This is a genomic window from Acidovorax sp. HDW3, from assembly GCF_011303755.1.
In the GTDB taxonomy this organism is placed as follows: Bacteria; Pseudomonadota; Gammaproteobacteria; order Burkholderiales; family Burkholderiaceae_C; genus Paenacidovorax.
The window spans coordinates 1,693,942-1,710,462 of sequence record NZ_CP049885.1 but is presented as its reverse complement, the minus strand read 5'-3'; the positions used below and the strand labels follow the sequence as shown (position 1 = coordinate 1,710,462).

Annotated in this window: 15 protein-coding genes; 4 read left to right on the top strand and 11 right to left on the bottom strand. The window is 67.6% G+C overall.

The window, feature by feature from the left end; genetic code table 11:
• Positions 1-50: 50 nt before the first annotated feature.
• Entirely contained in the window at positions 51-1,760 is a 1,710-nt protein-coding gene (locus tag G7045_RS07735; RefSeq protein ID WP_166160391.1) for a DEAD/DEAH box helicase, read from the bottom strand.
• A 259-nt stretch (positions 1,761-2,019) separates the two neighbouring features.
• Here G7045_RS07735 and ettA point away from each other — a divergent pair, with 259 nt between their 5' ends.
• Both ettA and G7045_RS07725 read left to right on the top strand, forming a co-directional pair.
• Positions 2,020-3,681 carry an energy-dependent translational throttle protein EttA gene (ettA, locus tag G7045_RS07730; RefSeq protein ID WP_166159105.1) on the top strand — a complete coding sequence of 554 codons (1,662 nt, stop codon included), beginning with the start codon at positions 2,020-2,022 and terminating at the stop codon, positions 3,679-3,681.
• A 59-nt stretch (positions 3,682-3,740) separates the two neighbouring features.
• Positions 3,741-5,999, top strand: a complete 2,259-nt coding sequence (locus tag G7045_RS07725; RefSeq protein WP_166159104.1) for a DUF1631 family protein — start codon at positions 3,741-3,743, stop codon at positions 5,997-5,999.
• Positions 6,000-6,063: 64 nt separating this feature from the next.
• Here the strand turns inward: G7045_RS07725 and G7045_RS07720 are convergent, their stop codons facing one another.
• The 6 genes from G7045_RS07720 to G7045_RS07695 form a co-directional block, all read right to left on the bottom strand.
• Complete coding sequence (locus tag G7045_RS07720) at positions 6,064-7,083, bottom strand: P1 family peptidase (protein WP_166159103.1); 1,020 nt, start codon at positions 7,081-7,083, stop codon at positions 6,064-6,066.
• Positions 7,084-7,103: 20 nt separating this feature from the next.
• Entirely contained in the window at positions 7,104-7,601 is a 498-nt protein-coding gene (locus G7045_RS07715; RefSeq protein WP_166159102.1) for a DUF411 domain-containing protein, read from the bottom strand.
• A gap of 11 nt (positions 7,602-7,612) precedes the next feature.
• Positions 7,613-8,116 (bottom strand): plastocyanin/azurin family copper-binding protein, encoded by a 504-nt coding sequence (locus G7045_RS07710; protein WP_166159101.1) that lies wholly within the window; start codon positions 8,114-8,116, stop codon positions 7,613-7,615.
• 57 nt (positions 8,117-8,173) lie between these two features.
• Positions 8,174-8,515 carry a hypothetical protein gene (locus tag G7045_RS14830; RefSeq protein ID WP_166159100.1) on the bottom strand — a complete coding sequence of 114 codons (342 nt, stop codon included), beginning with the start codon at positions 8,513-8,515 and terminating at the stop codon, positions 8,174-8,176.
• A 49-nt stretch (positions 8,516-8,564) separates the two neighbouring features.
• Positions 8,565-9,185 carry a YitT family protein gene (locus tag G7045_RS07700; RefSeq protein ID WP_166159099.1) on the bottom strand — a complete coding sequence of 207 codons (621 nt, stop codon included), beginning with the start codon at positions 9,183-9,185 and terminating at the stop codon, positions 8,565-8,567.
• Between the two features lie 81 nt (positions 9,186-9,266).
• Positions 9,267-11,273 carry a cation-translocating P-type ATPase gene (locus G7045_RS07695; RefSeq protein ID WP_166159098.1) on the bottom strand — a complete coding sequence of 669 codons (2,007 nt, stop codon included), beginning with the start codon at positions 11,271-11,273 and terminating at the stop codon, positions 9,267-9,269.
• Positions 11,274-11,314: 41 nt separating this feature from the next.
• On the opposite strand from G7045_RS07695, the gene G7045_RS07690 reads away from it, so the two are divergent.
• Entirely contained in the window at positions 11,315-11,758 is a 444-nt protein-coding gene (locus G7045_RS07690) for a MerR family transcriptional regulator (protein WP_166159097.1), read from the top strand.
• Between the two features lie 11 nt (positions 11,759-11,769).
• Here G7045_RS07690 and G7045_RS07685 read toward each other — a convergent pair whose 3' ends face one another.
• From G7045_RS07685 to G7045_RS07670, 4 genes are all read right to left on the bottom strand, one after another.
• The gene (locus G7045_RS07685; protein WP_166159096.1) at positions 11,770-12,555 is read right to left on the bottom strand and encodes an IclR family transcriptional regulator; all 786 of its coding nucleotides are present in this window, start codon (positions 12,553-12,555) and stop codon (positions 11,770-11,772) included.
• Positions 12,556-12,585: 30 nt separating this feature from the next.
• A complete protein-coding gene (locus G7045_RS07680; protein WP_166159095.1) occupies positions 12,586-13,341 on the bottom strand; it encodes an arginyltransferase in 756 nt (251 codons plus the stop codon).
• Positions 13,338-14,087 carry a leucyl/phenylalanyl-tRNA--protein transferase gene (gene aat / locus G7045_RS07675; RefSeq protein WP_166159094.1) on the bottom strand — a complete coding sequence of 250 codons (750 nt, stop codon included), beginning with the start codon at positions 14,085-14,087 and terminating at the stop codon, positions 13,338-13,340. Before aat ends, G7045_RS07680 begins: the two co-directional genes overlap by 4 nt.
• 202 nt (positions 14,088-14,289) lie before the next feature.
• Positions 14,290-14,835, bottom strand: coding sequence for a phasin family protein (locus G7045_RS07670; protein ID WP_166159093.1), 546 nt, complete (start codon positions 14,833-14,835; stop codon positions 14,290-14,292).
• A 237-nt stretch (positions 14,836-15,072) separates the two neighbouring features.
• On the opposite strand from G7045_RS07670, the gene G7045_RS07665 reads away from it, so the two are divergent.
• Positions 15,073-16,482, top strand: coding sequence for a sodium:proton antiporter (locus G7045_RS07665; protein ID WP_166160390.1), 1,410 nt, complete (start codon positions 15,073-15,075; stop codon positions 16,480-16,482).
• Positions 16,483-16,521 lie beyond the last annotated feature (39 nt).

Genomic DNA, 16,521 nt, shown 5'->3' with positions numbered 1-16,521 from the left:
GATGTTAACCGTCGGCGCAGCCGCTGCTGCGCCGTAGATGGAGCGAGGGCTTAGCGGTACCCGCCGCGCCCGCCGCCAAAGCCGCCACCGCCGCTGCGGTAGCCACTGCCCCGGTTGCCGCGTCCGCTGCCCATGCTGTCCACGCTGGTGCGCATGGGATCGGGCTGGCCGCCGCCTTGCGAGTGGCGTGCCGGCTTGGGATGACCGAACTGCGTGCCCAGGTGGGCATCTGCACGTGGCTGGCGGTGGTCGTCGAATGCATCATCGTCGCGCTCGCGTGCGCCCTGGGGGCGGCCGCCTCGGCGGTTGCGTCCCTGGCCCTGGCCCTGGCCCTGGCCAGGATATGCACCGCCGCCTTGGGCGTTGCGTGGCCCCCGGTTTTGCGCTTGGCCCTGGCGCTGGCCGTTGCCGCGCTCGCCATCCTGGCGTGCGGGTTTGTCACCCTGGGCTGCTGGTTTGCCGCCGCGCTGCGTGGTTTTGTTGGTGCGGATGCGCTCCATCATTTCGCCGCGTGCCGCCTTGGCGGCTGCTTGCATGACCTCGCGGCTGGGCGGTTTGCCGGCGCCGCCCCAGATGGTTTGGCGGCCCATGGCGATGGGTTCGGCTTTCTCGCCCTCGTCGGGGCCGAAGCCGTCGATGATTTGCACTGGGATCTCCTGCTTCGTAAAGCGCTCGATCTCCATCATGAAGCCTTCTTCGTCCATGCACACCAGGCTCACGGCCTGGCCTTCGCGGCCGGCGCGGCCGGTGCGGCCGATGCGGTGCACGTAGTCTTCGGGGACGTTGGGAATTTCGTAGTTGACAACGTGCGGCAGGTCGTCGATGTCGATGCCGCGTGCTGCAATATCTGTAGCTACCAGCGCACGAATTTCGCCGGTTTTAAAGCCATTGAGTGCTTGCGTGCGGGCGCTCTGGCTCTTGTTGCCGTGCAGCGCCATGGCGCTGATGCCGTTCTTCGTCAGGTATTCGGCAACGTTGTTGGCGCCGAACTTGGTGCGCGTGAAGACCAGCACCTGGCTCCAGTTGTGCTGCTCGATGATGTGCAGCAGCACCTGCTTTTTCTTGCCCCGGCCCACCGGGTGGATGACCTGGCTGATGCGCTGCACCGTGGTGTTGCGCGGCGTGACCTGGATGCTTTGCGGGTTTTTGAGCAGGCCATTGGCCAGCTCGCGAATGTCGTCGCTGAAGGTGGCCGAGAACAGCAGGCTTTGCTTGCTCTTGGGCAGCAGCGCCAGCACCTTTTTCACGTCGTGGATGAAGCCCATGTCGAGCATACGGTCGGCCTCGTCGAGCACCAGGACTTCGACCGTGGACAGGTCCATAAAGCCCTGCTGCTGCAGATCGAGCAGGCGCCCGGGGGTGGCAACGAGCACGTCCACACCGCGCTTGATGCGGTCGATTTGCGGGTTCATGCCGACGCCGCCGAAGATCACGGTCGAGTTCAGTGCCAGGTGCTTGCCGTATTCGCGCACCGACTCCTCGACCTGGGCGGCGAGCTCGCGTGTGGGGGTCAGCACCAGGGCGCGGATACCTTTGCCGCCGAAGCGGTTGCGCACGGGCTCGCCCTGGCTCAGGCGGTGCAGCAGGGGCAGGGTGAAGGCGGCGGTCTTGCCGGTGCCGGTTTGGGCGCCGGCGAGCAGGTCGTGGCCCGCCAGCACGAGCGGGATGGCTTGGGCCTGAATGGGGGTTGGCTGGGTATAGCCCTGCTCGTGCACGGCCTTCAGGATGGCTGGGGCCAGGTTCAGTTCGTCAAATGTCATGGGTACTCGGAGCGCCCATCCGGGGCGCTGGGCATCGGCCTTACGCAACGCCAGGGTGGGTTGCGCCAGTTCGGCAGGCAGATGGGGGTTCAAGGTCGGGAGTAGCGAAAAGGGTTCTCGCCATCCCCAGCGTTTGCGCTGTTGTCAGGGCCGACTGGAGCCCGTGACAGAAGGGTATTGTCGCATGGCACGATAATCCGAGTTCACGCGCATGAAAAAATGCGCCCTCTTTTTTGCCTGTTTTTACCGATAACAAGCCATGGCCCAATACGTTTTTTCGATGAACCGCGTCAGCAAGACGGTGCCCCCGAAGCGCCAGATCTTGAAGGACATTTCCCTGTCGTTTTTCCCCGGCGCCAAGATTGGCGTGCTGGGCCTCAACGGCTCGGGCAAATCGTCGCTTTTGAAGATCATGGCCGGCATCGACAAGGAGATTGAGGGCGAAGCCATCCCCATGGCCGGCCTGTCGATTGGCTACCTGCCGCAAGAGCCCCAACTCAATCCCGAGCACACGGTGCGCGAGGCGGTGGAAGAAGCCATGGCCGAGGTGAATAACGCCAAGGCGCGCCTGGAAGAGGTGTACGCCGCCTACGCCGACGAAAACGCCGATTTTGACGCCCTGGCCGCCGAGCAGGGCAAGCTCGAAGCCATCATCGCCGCTGCCGGCACCGACAGCGAACACCAACTCGAAATCGCCGCCGACGCCCTGCGCCTGCCGCCCTGGGAGGCCGTGATCGGCAAGCTCTCGGGCGGTGAAAAACGCCGCGTGGCGCTGTGCCAGCTGCTCTTGTCCAAGCCCGACATGCTGCTGCTGGACGAGCCCACCAACCACCTGGACGCCGAGTCCGTCGAATGGCTGGAGCAGTTCCTGCACCGTTTCACCGGCACGGTGGTCGCCATTACCCACGACCGCTACTTCCTGGACAACGCCGCCGAGTGGATTTTGGAGCTCGACCGGGGCCACGGCATTCCCTACAAGGGCAACTATTCCGAGTGGCTGCTGCAAAAGCAGGCCCGCCTGGAGTCCGAGCAAAAGGGCGAAGAAGCGCGCGCCAAGGCGCTGAAGAAAGAGCTGGAGTGGGTGCGCCAGAACGCCAAGGGCCGCCAGGCCAAGAGCAAGGCGCGTATTGCCCGCTTTGAGGAACTGAGCGACTACGAATACCAGCGCCGCAACGAAACGCAGGAAATCTTCATTCCTGTGGCCGAGCGTCTGGGCACGCAGGTGATCGAGTTCCACGGCGTGACCAAGAGCTTTGGTGACCGCGTGCTGATCGATAACCTGTCGATGAACATCCCGGCCGGCGCCATCGTCGGCATCATCGGCCCCAACGGCGCGGGTAAATCGACGCTGTTCAAGATGATCGCCGGCAAGGAGCAGCCCGATTCCGGCCAGGTCATCGTCGGCCAGACGGTGAAAATGGCCTACGTGGACCAGTCGCGCGATGCCCTGTCGGACGACAAAACCGTGTGGGAAGACGTCTCGGGCGGCCTGGACATGCTCAACATCGGCAAGTTCCAGATGGCCAGCCGCGCCTACTGCGGGCGCTTCAACTTCAACGGTGGCGACCAGCAAAAGAAGGTCGGAATGCTCTCGGGCGGTGAGCGCGGGCGCCTGCACCTGGCCAAGACGCTGATCCAGGGCGGCAACGTGCTGCTGCTGGACGAACCCTCCAACGACCTGGACGTCGAAACCCTGCGCGCGCTCGAAGACGCGCTCTTGGAATACGCCGGCACGGTGCTGGTGATTTCCCACGACCGCTGGTTCCTCGACCGCATCGCCACCCACATCCTGGCTGCCGAGGGCGATTCGCAGTGGGTCTTCTTCGACGGCAACTACCAAGAGTACGAAGCCGATAAGAAAAAACGCCTGGGTGAGGAAGGCGCAGCACCCAAACGTGTACGTTACAAGGCGCTTAAATAACTTAGGATTGCCAAGGGCCGCTGCGGCCCTTTTGGCCCTTTTGTTCCGTCTGCGCCGCCATGTCACTGCCTGAATCGAGCCCCAAAACGGTTTTTCGTACCTGCGTCGTCACCGCCGTGCGCCGGGGTGAGGCGCTGATGGAAAAACTGCTGCAGGCCACGCTACAGGCGCTGGCCGCCGACGAGGCCAGCGAGCGCAACGTGCAGCAGCGCGCCGACCTGTCCGACGCCCTGTGCCTGCTGCGCGAGCACCAGGCGGCGCTGCTCAAAGCCTACCCGATGGCGCTGCTGGAGGTTTTCGCTGAAGGCCCCGGCAGCAGCCAGGCACAGCCGGCGAGCGCCAGCGGCATGGACTTTGGCGAGCTCTCGCTCATGGACGACGCCCAGGTGCAGGCGCAGGTCGAGTTCTCGCGGGCGCAGCAGCTGGCGGTACACGCCACCGACGCCAGCCTGGCCGAGCTCAACACCCTGGTCAGCGCCGCCCAGGGCCTGCGCAACGTGCAGCCCGAGCGCAACCCGCTGCGCCCGGACAACTACATCCGCGCCCTGCAGCAGGTGGTGGGCGAATGCGCTCTGACCAGCCCGGTGCGCCAGCTGTGGATGCGCTACCTGCGCGACCCGCTGGGCACGCTGCTGACGCAGGAATACCAATGGGCCAGCGAGAGCCTGCGCAGCCAGGGCGTGCAGCCCGTGGGCTACGCCGTGCTGGCTGCGCCTGGGGTGCGCCACAGCGTGCAAGGCGGGGCCTACGCCATGGGCGGCGGCACCGGCTACGGCAGTGCTTATGGCACCGGCTACGGTACAGGGTATGGCACGGGGTATGGCCACAGCAGCCAGGCACCGCTCAATGGGCCGGCAGCCATGGGGGGCGCTGCCGGTTGGGATGGCAGCTACCCCGCGCAGGGAATGCAAGAAGCCCAAGAGGCCCAGGAAGCCCAAGAGGCGCTGCTCACCGTCGGCATGTTGCGCCAGATGCTTGCAACCCAGGTCGGGCTCGATGCCCGCCTGGCCCCCAGCAGCGCACCTGCGGGCCTGAGCGGCTTGGTTCCCATGGAGCACAGCGCCCAGGCGGCGCTGCATGAAATGGCCGAAATCGAGCGCATGGTGGGGCAGCTGGCGCAGGCCCAGCCCCACGCCAGCCGCGCCGCCCCCCTGCCGGGGTGGCGCCCGTCGGCCCTGGCGGCGGCGGGAAACCCGGCGCAGGAGGTGGTCAGCCGCATGATTGCGCACCTGGTGCAAGACGAACGCCTGCTGCCCTCGGTGCAGCGTGCCGTGCGCAGCCTGGAGCCGGCGCTGCACCAGCTGGTGCGCCACGATGCGAATTTTTTCAAGGACGAGCAGCACCCGGCGCGGCGCCTGCTCGACGAAATCACCGAGCGCAGCCGCGCTTTTGAGACCGAGGAAGCAAGCAGCTTTGGCCGCTTCATGCGCGTAGTCGATGAAGCCGTGGTGCACCTGAGCGGGCACAGCGTCACCAGCGCCGCGCCCTTTGCCTCGGTGCTGACGGCGCTGCAGGCGGCCTGGCAGGCGCAGGCCGAGCACGAGCGCGCCGAGGCCGAGGCGGCGCAAACCCGCGCCCAGGCGCTGCGGGACAAGGAAGCGGCGAAAGAAAAGGCGCGCCAGGCCGCCAAGGCCCGCGCCCTGCGCCAGGTGGAGCAGCGTGCCAAGCTGGCGGCGCAGATTGCCGCCGGCATTCGCAAACTGCCCGACACCCAAGAGGTGCCGGCCGACATCATGGAATTTGCCACCGGCCCCTGGGCCGAGGTCGTCGCCCTGGCCCAAGTCAGTGCCGAAGACGCCGGTGGCGACCCCGGCGGCTATCTGGCGCTGGTGCCCGAGCTGCTGTGGAGCGTGCAGCCGAGCCAGCTCGGCCAGGATTTGGCGCATCTGCAAGAAATTTGGCCCGGTATGCAAGAGACGCTGCGCCGGGGCCTGGCCAGCATTGGCCGGCCCGAGGCCCAGGCCGACGCCTTCTTGCAGCGCCTGCGCGAGCGCCACGCGCTGCTGCAGGTGCAGCTGCAGGTGCGGTTGCAGCAGCCGCCAGCGGACATGTCCGCATCGGCCATGGTGGCGCTCGACCTGGACCTGAGCCACGAAGGCCCGCCCCTGCCCGAGGCGCGTGACCCGCACCCTGAGTTCCGGGTCGGCGCCTGGGTTGAAATCGTCAGCAAAGGCCAACCCCTGCGCTCGCAGCTGACCTGGGCCAGCCCGCACAAAACACTGTTCCTGTTCACCGCGCCCGACGGCAGCACCCAGTCCATGACGCGGCGTATGCGCGACAAGCTGCTGGCCGAAGGCAGCTTGCGCGTGGTGGACTAAATTTTCGGATTGTTTTGGCCTCTAGCGCTTGCCAGATAAGCGCGAGCAGCTCTTGTTTTGATAGCTAACCCCCCGCCAGGCCCGCCAGGCCCGGCAGGTACAGGCCCTCGGCCGTGCGCAGGCTGCGCGCTAGCCAGACGGCGCGCACGGTGGCGCGGGCCACGGCCTCGGCGGCCAGGGTGGCCAGCAGCACGGCGTCGGCGCGGCGCCCGCTGGCGCCGGTGGCCAGGGTAAAGAGCGTGTCGCCATCGAGGGCGGTGTGCACCGGGGCGATGCTGCGCGCCAGGCCATCGTGGCCGGCCACGGCCAGGCGCTGCGCTTGGGGCCTGTCCAGCAGCGCGTCGGTGGCGATGACGCCGATGGTGGTGTTGCGCCCCGCCAGTGCCGCCGTCGGCAGCTCCCCGGCGAGCAGCGCGGCGCAGCTGCCGCGCAGGCCCGTGCCGTCGCTGCGCCGGGCCCCGGCCAGGGGCGCGCCGCTGCCCGGGTGCAGCACGTCGCCGACGGCATTGCAGGCGATGAGCGCGCCCACCGTCACGCCGGCAGCGCTGACGGCGGCGGTGCCGATGCCCCCCTTCATCGCCCTTTCCATGCCAAAGAGCTTGCCCACCGTGGCGCCGCTGCCGGCGCCGACATTGCCCTCGGCCGGGCGCTGGCGGCTGGCGGCGCAGCAGGCGGCGTAGCCGGCGCCGGCGTCGGGGCGGATGCGGGCGTCGCCCACCTGCAGGTCGAACAGCACGGCGGCGGGCACCAGCGGCAGGCGCGCCACGCCCAGGTCCAGGCCCACGCCGTGCTCTTCGAGCCAGCGCACGGCGCCGCTGGCCGCGTCCAGCCCCCAGGCGCTGCCGCCGGCGAGGACGATGGCGTGCACCTGCTGCACCAAGTGGCCGGGGGCGAGCAGGTCGGTCTCGCGCGTGCCGGGGGCGGCGCCGCGCACATCGACTGCCGCCACGGCGCCGGCGCGTGCGATGACGACGCTGCAGCCCGTGGGGCGGCGGCTGTCGCTGTAGTGGCCGACTTCGATGCCGGCAACGTCGGTGATGGCGCCGGGAGCGCTGAACCAGGCGGGCGTGGGCAGGGCGGGCATGGGCACAGACTCCCGGCTTTTTAGCGGTAGGCGGTGAAAACGCGCGTGGAGACGTCGCCGCCGCTGGCGTTTTTCGTCACCAGCAGCACGTCGTAGGGGTCTTTGCGCCCTTGGTAGGCCGGGCCGTCCATGCCGGGGCTGCCCACGGGCATACCGGGCACGGCCAGGCCCAGGGCGGTGGGCTTTTGTGTCAGCAGCTTTTTCACGTCGGAAGCGGGCACGTGGCCTTCGAGCAGGTAGCCGCCGACCAGGGCCGTGTGGCACGAGCCCAGGCGCACGGGCAGGCCCAGGCGGGCGCGCACGGCGGTGTTGCCGCTGTCGTGCAGGGTGACGGCAAAGCCTTCGGCCTGCATGTGCTCGATCCAGTCCTGGCAGCAGCCGCAGCTGGGGTCTTTCCAGACTTCGACGGCGGGCAGGCGCGCGGCGCGGCGGGGCTCGGTGGCGGCCCAGAGTGCGGGGGCGGCCAGGGCCAGGGTGCTGGCGGCCAGGAGTTGGCGACGATTCAGGTGGGGGTGCATGGTGGCTCCTTTCACGGCGTGACGGTGATGGTGCCACGCATTCCCGCCTCGAAGTGGCCGGGGATCAGGCAGGCGTACTCGAACGTGCCGGCGCGGTTGAACTGCCACAGCAGCTCGCCCTGCGCGTTGGGCGCCACATGCGCCATGTAGGCGCTGTCGTGTGCCATCTCGGGCTGGGCCTGCATGGCCTGGGCGTGCTTGGCCAGGCTCGCGGGTGTGCCCAGCACGATTTCGTGCAGCACCTGGCCCTGGTTGCGTACGCGCAGGCGCAGGGTTTGGCCCTGGCGCACCTGGATGTGCGCGGGGGCAAAGCGCATGGCGTCGCTCATGTCCAGCGTCAGGGTGCGCTGCACGTTGTGTGCCTGGCCGGCGATGCCAAACGGGGTTTGCTGCGCGGGCGCGGCGCTGTCCGTGGCTGCTAAATGGGCGCTGTGCGCATGGGCGGATTCGTGGGCAAAAACGGCTGTAGCGCTTGCCAATAAAGCGCTAGCAGCTATCAATTTAATAGTGTTCATGGTCGTCTGAAAAAAGGTCAAGAACCCGGCAGGGGCCGGGGGCGTGGCGCACGCGTTTCAGACGATGGGGGGCTTGAGCGCGGGCGCCAGCGCGGCGCTTTGCCAGCGGGGGCTGTCGCTCTGGGGTGGGGCGTTGGGCTGGGCCTGGGCGCCGGTTTGCCCGGCGCTGCCCAGGGCGGGGGCGCTGTGGCACAGGCTGCACAGGGCGCAGGGGGTGCCAGCGCTGGTGCTGGCCGTGGCCTCGTGTTCTGGCGCCGCGTGGGTGGGGCGGCTGGGGTGACAGGCGCTGGTGGCGGCGGCTGCGGCCAGCGCTGCCGGGGCGCTGGCGGCCATGGCGCTGCCGGCGAGCCCTTGCAGGGCCAGCAGGCAGGCGATCAGGGCCAGGAAAAGACGGCGCATGGCAGGATCGATGGTGGGGCGGGGCTGAAAGTTCCCCCGCAACCGGCGCTCAGGCCGCCATGTAGCGCCCGGGCCGGTGGTTCATGGCCAGCACCAGGTTCAGCGCCACGGCGCCGAGCACCGACCACAGCACGCGCAGCGGCTCCACCGTGGCCAGGGCGGCCAAGACGATGGCGCAGTCGATCGCCATCTGCACCTTGCCCGCGCGCCAGCCGTAGCGCTCTTGCAGGTACAGCGCCAAGATGCCGACGCCGCCCAGGCTGCAGCGGTGGCGAAACAGCACCAGAAAGCCAATGCCCATGAGCAGCCCGCCGGTGATGGCGGCGTACAAGGGGTGCGGGTGGCTGATCTGCACGAACTGCGCCTGCAGCCCGGTGAGCAGCGACAGCAGGGCGACGGCGCCAAAGGTCTTGAGCGTGAACGCCAGCCCCATGCGGCGCAGCGCCAGCCAGTAAAACGGCAGGTTGAGCAGGAAAAACAGCAGGCCAAAACTCCAGCCCGTGGCGTAGTGCAGCACGAAGGCCAGCCCCGTCATGCCGCCGGTGAGCAGGCCGGCGCTGCCGATGAAGGCCACGCCCACCGACACCAGCGCCACGCCGGTGAGGATGGCCACCAGGTCTTCGGTGCGGCTGTGCGCCAGGCTGCGCGGTGGGGTGAGGGTTTCGGTCATGGTGCAGGGCTCGGGGAGGGCGTTATTTTGCTCCTGAATCGGTAGCTGGTTGCGCTTTATACACAAGCCCTGCAGGCCTTTTTACGCTGCTTCTTTGCGGCCCCAGCGGCGCAGGCGCAGGCCGTTGGCCACTACCAGCAGGCTCACGCCCATGTCGGCCAGCACCGCCAGCCACATGCTCGCCTGGCCCATCAGCGCCAGGGTGAAGAACGCTGCCTTCACGCCCAGCGCCAGGGTGATGTTCTGCCACAGCAGGTGGTGGGCGCGGCGCGAGAGGCGGATGGTCTCGGGGATGCGGCGCAGGTCGTCGTTCATCAGCACCACGGCGGCGGTTTCCATGGCCATGGCGCTGCTGTGCTGGCCGCCCATGGCAAAGCCGATGTCGGCGCGCGCCAGGGCCGGGGCGTCGTTGATGCCGTCGCCCGTCATGGCCGTGGGGCCCAGGCTCGCCTGCAGCTGCGCCAGGGCGTCGAGCTTGTCCTGCGGCAGCAGGCCGCCGCGTGCGTCGCTGATGCCGGCCTCCTGCGCCACGGCGCGCACGGTGGCGGCGTTGTCGCCGCTGAGCACCAGCGGCTGTACGCCCAGCGCCTGCAGCTGGGCAACGGCGGCGCTCGCCTGCGGGCGCAGCGGGTCGGCAACGGCAAACAGCGCCAGCACCTGCTTGGCGTGCAGCAGCACGGTGACGCTGCGCCCCTGGGCTTCGTGCGTGGCCAGCAGGGTTTGCAGGGCGGGTGTGAGCAGGCCCTGCTCACGCACCAGGCGCAGGTTTCCGAGCTGCCAGGTCTGGCCGCCTATGTCGGCCTGCACGCCGCGCCCGGGCAGGGCCTGCAGCGCCTGCACGGGGGCCACGGCCCCGGTGGGGGCGCTCAGGCCGGCGGCAATGGCGCGCGAGACGGGGTGCTCGGAGCGGCTCGCCAGTTGCCAGGCGATGGTGCTGGCCTGGGCGGTGTCGGCAGCGTCCAGCGCCTGCCAGTGCACCAAGGTGGGGTGGCCGCTGGTCAAGGTGCCGGTTTTGTCCAGGGCGATGGCGCGCAGGCTGCGCGCGCCTTCCAGGGCGCTGCCGCCCTTGATGAGAATGCCCCGGCGCGCGGCTGCGGTCAGTGCGCTGACGACGGTCACCGGGGTGGAGATGACGAGCGCGCAGGGGCAGGCTATGACGAGCAGCGCCAGCGCCTGGTAGGCCGCTTGCAGCCAGCTCCAGTCCAGCAGCGGCGGCGCCAGCAGCGCCAGCAGCAAGGCGGCGGCAAATACCAGCGGCGTGTACACCTGGGCAAAGCGATCGACGAAGCGCTGCGTTGGCGCGCGCGTCGCCTGGGCCTGCTCCACGGCGTGCACGATGCGTGCCAGCAGCGTGCCGCTGGCTGCGGCCGTGACCTGCAGCACCAGCTCGCCCTCCTGGTTGACGCTGCCGGCATAAACCGCGTCGCCCGGGGCCTTGTCGGCGAGCTGGCTCTCGCCGGTGATGGGCGCCTGGTTGACGCTGCTGTGGCCCTGCAGCACGCGGCCATCGAGCGGCACGCGCGCGCCGGGGGCGACGCGGATGTGCGCGCCGGGCGCCACTTCGGTGGCGGGCACGCGCTGCACGCTGCCGCCTGGTTGCAGCAGGTCGGCGCTCTCGGGCGCCAGGTCGAGCAGGCTGCGGATGGCGTGGCGGGCGCGCTCCATGGCGCCGTCCTCGATGCGCTCGGCGGCGACGTACAGCGCCATCACCATGGCGGCCTCGGGCCATTGGCCGATGAGAAAAGCGCCCGTGACGGCCACGGCCATCAGGGCGTGGATGCCCAGGCGCAGGCGTGCCAGATCGCGCAGCCCCGAGCGGTACACGCCCAGGCCGGCGAGCGCAATCGCCAGCAGCGCCAGCGCCATGCCCAGGTGCTCCTGCTGCATCCAGTGCGCCAGCTCGGCGCCCAGTGCGAAGGCCAGGGCGGCGCCGATGCGCGGCCAGCCGGGCAGGGCGCCGTGGTCGTGGCCGGCGTGCGCGTCGTCGTCGCCATGGCTGCAGGCGCAGGCCGGGGCGCCGGGGGCATGGCCTTGCGGCGGGTGGGGGGGATGGGAATGGGAATCTGGGTGGGGATGCGGGTGCGTCATGCCATGATTGGAAACCTTAAAGTCACTCCAAGGTCAAGCCCATGTCTGCCTACCGCATTGGCGCGGCTGCCGCGCGCGCTGGCGTATCGAGCGCCAATATCCGCTATTACGAGAAGGAAAACCTGCTCCAGCCGCATGGACGCAGCGCGAACAGCTATCGTTTTTATAGTGATGAGGACATCCACCGGCTGCGCTTCATCCGCCTGTGCCGGGCCATGGACATGTCGTTGCCCGAGGTGCGCACCCTGCTCGGCATCGACCCCGCCAGCGCCGACCACCAGGCTTGCACCACGCTGGACGCGCACCTGCAGCATGTGCACGAGCGCCTGGCCGAGCTGCAGGCATTGGCGCAGGAGCTGCAGGCGCTGCGTGCGCGCTGTGACGGGCACGCGGCGCATTGCCACGTCATCGAGGCCCTGCACGCGCGCGCCGAAGCCGAAGGTGTGCTCGCGCCGCGCCCGCCGGCGGCGCCGCGCCACGTTTAGCCCCTGTTTATTTAGCGCTTGTCCGGCTGGTAGCCCAGGGCGGTGGAGATTTCTTGTGCCGTGGCCTGCAGTTTGGGCAGCCAGCCTTCGTCGAGGCGGTCGGCTGGCGCCGAGATCGACAGGCCGGCAACGAGTTTGCCCTGGTCGTCGTATACGCCGGCGGCCATGCAGCGCACGCCCAGCTCCAGCTCCTCGTTGTCGCGCGCCAGGCCGTATTGGCGCGCCTTGGCCAGCTCGCGTTCGAGTGCGGGCAGCTCGGTGATGCTGTTGTGCGTGTGCCCGGGCAGGCCGGTGCGGGTGGCGTAGGCGCGCACGCGCTGGGCGTCTTCCAGGGCCAGGAACAGCTTGCCGGTCGATGTCAGGTGCAGCGGCGCGTGGCCGCCGATGGCGCGCACCACCTGCATTCCCGAGCGCTCGCTGTAGGCGCGCTCGACGTACACGATCTCGTCGCCCTGGCGCACGCTCAGGTTCACCGGCTGCTGGATGAGCTTGTGCAGATTGCGCATGGGCGCGATGGCCGCGTCGCGCACCGACAGGCGCGCCTTGACCAGGTTGCCCAGCTCCAGAAAACGCATTCCCAGGCGGTAGCTGCCGGCCTCGGGGCGATCGACGAAGCGCCCGATCGCCAGGTCGTTGAGGATGCGGTGCGCGGTCGAGGGGTGCAGCCCGGTGCGCTCGCTGATTTCCTTGAGCGAGGTTGCCTCCTCCCGTGCGGCCAGCACGTCGATCAGCAGGAACATGCGTTCGAGCACTTGGACGCTGGGCTGGGCGGGGATGTCGGTGTCGCTTTTTCTCATGGAGACGGCTGCAGAACGAAAAATCGAATTTTATCCTATGAAATTAACGTCTGCTGGGGCCCGCTCCACACGCTGCCATTGGCCGTTGCGGCGCACTTCGTGCGGTAAAAAGCGCGCTTTGTAGCTCATCTTGCGGCTTTCTTCTATCCAGTAGCCCAGATAGACATGCGGCAGGCCCAGGGTGCGCGCCTGCTCGATTTGCCACAGCACGTTGTAGGTGCCAAAGCTCTCGCCCGGATCGGGTGCGTAGAAGGTATAGACCGCCGACAGGCCGTCGGCCAGCAGGTCGATGAGCGAGACCATTTTGAGCTCTGCGCTGGCTGCGTCGCGAAACTCCACCAGGCGCGTTTGCACCCGGCTTTGCAGCAGGAACTGGGTGTACTGCTCGACGCTGTCCTGGTCCATGCCGCCGCCGCCGTGCCGGCTTTGCTGGTAGCGCAGGTAGAGCTGGTAATGCTCGGCGCTCAGGCACAGCGGCAGCACCTGCACCTGCAGGCCCTGGTGGCGTGCCCAGGCGCGGCGCTGGCTGCGGTCGGGGGCAAAGTCGCGCGCCAGCACGCGCAGCGGCTGGCAGGCCTGGCAGCTGTCGCAGCAGGGGCGGTAGGTGAACAGGCCGCTGCGGCGAAAGCCCTGGGCCACGAGTTCGGAGTACACGTCGGCGTCGATGCTGTGGCTGGGCGTGGCCACGAGCGAGCGCGCCTGGCGCTGCGCCAGGTAGCTGCAGGGGTAATCGGCGGTGGCGTAGAACTGCAGCGGCTGCGCCGGCAGGTCGTTGAGCTGGGTCATGCGCCCTCCTTGCCCAGTAGCTGCGCCCAGTCGGCGGGCGTAAAAGCCCAGTCCAGTGGCGCCTGTTGTTGGCCGTGGGCGATGGTGTGCAAAAACGTCTGGCGCGCGATTTCAGAGGCGCCGAGCGAAGCCAGGTGTGCTGTGTTTTGCTGGCAGTCGATCAAGGCCACGCCGTGGCGCCGGCACAGGCAGACCAGGGCTGCCAGGGCAATCTTGGAGGCGTTGCTGGCGTGCGCGAACATGGATTCGCCAAATACCGCCCGCCCCAGGGCGACGCAGTACAGGCCGCCCACGAGCTGGCCGTTGATCCAGGTTTCGACGCTGTGCGCATGGCCGCCAGCGTGCAATTGCTCGTACGCGGCAATGATGCCGGGGGTGATCCAGGTGCCACCTTGCCCCTGGCGCGGCGTGTGCGCGCAGGCGCGGATGACGCGTCCAAAGTCGTGGTCGATGCGGATGGCGCAGCTGCTGCGGCGCGCAAACTGGCGCAGCGTGCGCCGCAGCGAGGGCTGCAGGCGAAAGGCTTCGGGCCGCAGCACCATGCGCGGGTCGGGCGACCACCACAGAATGGGCTGGCCGGCGCTGAACCAGGGAAAAATCCCCTGGCTGTAGGCGCTGTGCAGCTGCACCGCGTCGAGCGTGCCGCCGGCGGCGAGCAGCCCTGGGGCGGGACTGTCGGGGCCCCAGGCCAGATCGGGCGGGGGAAAAGGCGCGTGCGGCTCCAGCCAGGGCAGGGAAGGGCTCATGGGCGCCATTGTCTGGGCAAAAAAAAAGCCCAGCACGAAGACTGGGCCTAGAAGGGATCCTTGAAACAGGGTTTCGAGAGGATCCAAGGAGACAACTGGGGCTTTGCAGCGCCGTTGGGCTGTGCTGCAAAGCGATAGCGCGATTATCAGGGTAATCCCGGCTTTTTGCCTAGAGGAAGTTCTCCAGACATGTTGCGTTGTATCAACGCTTGCGCGGGGCAGCCGTAGCGGCGGTGGCAGCGGTGTTGGCCACGGCGTTGAAGTTGGCTTCGGCCACGTCCGAGGCTTGCTTGACGGCTTTTTGCACCGACTCGAAAGCGTTGGTGGCAGCAGAGACGGCGCTCTTCATGACGGCAACGGCAGTTTCCGAGCCTGCGGGGGCGTTCTTGGCAGCGTTATCGACCAGGCTGGCGAAGCTTTGCTGGGCTTCGGCGGCCTTGGCTTCAAAAGCCTTGGTGAACTCGCCGCCGGTGCCGGTGGCGATGTCGTACAGGTGGCGGCTGTAGGCGGCGGTCTTTTCAGCCAGGGGCTGGAACAGGCCGGCTTGCAGGGCCAGCAGCTCTTGCACGTCCTTGACGCTGAGCACGGCCTGGGCATGGCTGGCAGCGTCGTTCAGGGCGGCGCGCGAGGCGGCAACGTTGAGTTCCACCAGCTTTTCCACGCCTTCAAAGGCTTTGTTGGTCAGGCCGAACAGGGTTTCGACGTTGGCTTTGTGCGATGCCAGGATTTGTTCGTTGGTCAGCGACATAAGAATCTCCTTGGAATAGGCGTAACGCCCGGGTGGTTTACAGAGACATCTGCGCTGACATGATGAACATGAATCATGTTGCAGTGCAGCATGGTTGTGTATTCTAGTGGCCTCAACGTAAAAAGCAAGTTTTATGTTGCAGTGCAGCACAAAAAGAGCGCTGCCTCTAAACCGTACACTCGGGCGTTGGTCACGAAGGCGGCGCGGTGCAGCTGGGAACGAGGAGAGGCAATGGCTATGGCATATCGGCGCGCAGGGATGGGTTTGTTGGCAGCGCTGGCGCCGCTGGGCGCACGGGCGGCGGAGTTCGATGGCGCGGCCTTGTCGGTGTTCTGGGGGCTGCCTTTTGCGGGGCTTTTGCTCTCGATTGCCTTGGTGCCACTCTTGGCGCCGGCGTTTTGGCACCACCATTTTGGCAAGGTGGCGGCGGGCTGGGCGCTAGCGTTCTTGCTGCCGTTTGCATTTGTCTTTGGCCCAGCTTTGGCGGGGGTGAACCTGGTGCACGCGCTGCTGGCTGAGTACCTGCCGTTCGTCATCTTGCTCACGGCGCTGTTCACGGTGGCTGGGGGCATTTACATCCGGGGCAATCTGCACGGCAGCGCGCTGCTCAATACCGGGCTGCTGGCGCTGGGGGCGCTGCTGGCGAGCTTTATGGGCACGACCGGGGCTTCTATGCTGCTCATTCGCCCGCTGATCCGCGCCAACGACCAGCGCCGCAACATGGCCCACGTAGTGGTGTTTTTCATTTTCATCGTCTCCAACGCCGGTGGCTCGCTCACGCCGCTGGGCGATCCGCCCTTGTTTCTGGGTTTTTTGAAGGGGGTGGATTTTTTCTGGACCGTGCGCCACATCCTGCCCGAGACGCTGTTCCTGGTAGGTGTGTTGCTGCTGGCGTTTTTTGCCCTCGACAGCTGGTTTTTCCGCCAGGCCGACCAGCTGCGCCGCGTTGATCTGACGCCGGACAGCGCCGATTTTGGCTTTGATGGCAAGCTCAACTTCGTTCTGCTCGCCGCCGTTGTCGCCCTGGTGCTGATGAGTGGGTTGTGGCACTCGCCGGTGCAGTGGATCGTGGCGGGCACCCCTGTCGGCTTGCCGGGTCTGGTGCGCGATGGGGGGCTGCTGCTGGTGACGGCGCTGTCGCTGTGGCTTACGCCCAAGCCGGTGCACGCGGCCAACCAGTTCAGCTGGGGGCCGATGCAGGAGGTGGCCAAGCTGTTTGCCGGCATTTTTCTGACCATCATTCCCGTGATCGCCATGCTCAAGGCCGGGGTGGATGGGCCGTTTGGGGCCATTGTGCGTGCGGTCACGCGTGCCGACGGCCAACCCGATCCGGCGATGTATTTTTGGGCGACCGGCACGCTGTCCTCCTTTTTGGACAACGCCCCGACCTACCTGGTGTTCTTCAACACCGCCGGCGGCGACGCCCAGTACCTGATGACGCAGCTCGCGCCCACGCTGGCGGCAATTTCCGCTGGCGCGGTCTTCATGGGCGCCAATACTTATATCGGCAACGCGCCGAACATGATGGTCAAGGCCATTGCCGAGGATAGGGGCGTGAAGATGCCGAGCTTTTTTGGCTACATGCTCTGGTCGGGGGCAGTGCTGTTGCCGCTGTTTGCCCTCATGACGCTGATTTTTTTCCGTTAAGTTTTTGCATTAAAAATGCCTCTAGCGCTTGTCTATCAA

What these genes read in the sequence shown, in the direction of transcription:
- G7045_RS07720 (WP_166159103.1), bottom strand. Translation starts at nt 7,083, where the DNA reads ATGCCCGCCCTGCCCACGCCCGCCTGGTTCAGCGCTCCCGGCGCCATC.
- G7045_RS07670 (WP_166159093.1), bottom strand. Translation starts at nt 14,835, where the DNA reads ATGTCGCTGACCAACGAACAAATCCTGGCATCGCACAAAGCCAACGTC.
- G7045_RS07710 (WP_166159101.1), bottom strand. Translation starts at nt 8,116, where the DNA reads ATGAACACTATTAAATTGATAGCTGCTAGCGCTTTATTGGCAAGCGCT.
- G7045_RS07685 (WP_166159096.1), bottom strand. Translation starts at nt 12,555, where the DNA reads ATGAGAAAAAGCGACACCGACATCCCCGCCCAGCCCAGCGTCCAAGTG.
- aat (WP_166159094.1), bottom strand. Translation starts at nt 14,087, where the DNA reads ATGAGCCCTTCCCTGCCCTGGCTGGAGCCGCACGCGCCTTTTCCCCCG.
- G7045_RS07690 (WP_166159097.1), top strand. Translation starts at nt 11,315, where the DNA reads ATGTCTGCCTACCGCATTGGCGCGGCTGCCGCGCGCGCTGGCGTATCG.
- ettA (WP_166159105.1), top strand. Translation starts at nt 2,020, where the DNA reads ATGGCCCAATACGTTTTTTCGATGAACCGCGTCAGCAAGACGGTGCCC.
- G7045_RS07695 (WP_166159098.1), bottom strand. Translation starts at nt 11,273, where the DNA reads ATGACGCACCCGCATCCCCACCCAGATTCCCATTCCCATCCCCCCCAC.
- G7045_RS07680 (WP_166159095.1), bottom strand. Translation starts at nt 13,341, where the DNA reads ATGACCCAGCTCAACGACCTGCCGGCGCAGCCGCTGCAGTTCTACGCC.
- G7045_RS07735 (WP_166160391.1), bottom strand. Translation starts at nt 1,760, where the DNA reads ATGACATTTGACGAACTGAACCTGGCCCCAGCCATCCTGAAGGCCGTG.
- G7045_RS07665 (WP_166160390.1), top strand. Translation starts at nt 15,073, where the DNA reads ATGGCATATCGGCGCGCAGGGATGGGTTTGTTGGCAGCGCTGGCGCCG.
- G7045_RS07715 (WP_166159102.1), bottom strand. Translation starts at nt 7,601, where the DNA reads ATGCACCCCCACCTGAATCGTCGCCAACTCCTGGCCGCCAGCACCCTG.
- G7045_RS14830 (WP_166159100.1), bottom strand. Translation starts at nt 8,515, where the DNA reads ATGCGCCGTCTTTTCCTGGCCCTGATCGCCTGCCTGCTGGCCCTGCAA.
- G7045_RS07725 (WP_166159104.1), top strand. Translation starts at nt 3,741, where the DNA reads ATGTCACTGCCTGAATCGAGCCCCAAAACGGTTTTTCGTACCTGCGTC.
- G7045_RS07700 (WP_166159099.1), bottom strand. Translation starts at nt 9,185, where the DNA reads ATGACCGAAACCCTCACCCCACCGCGCAGCCTGGCGCACAGCCGCACC.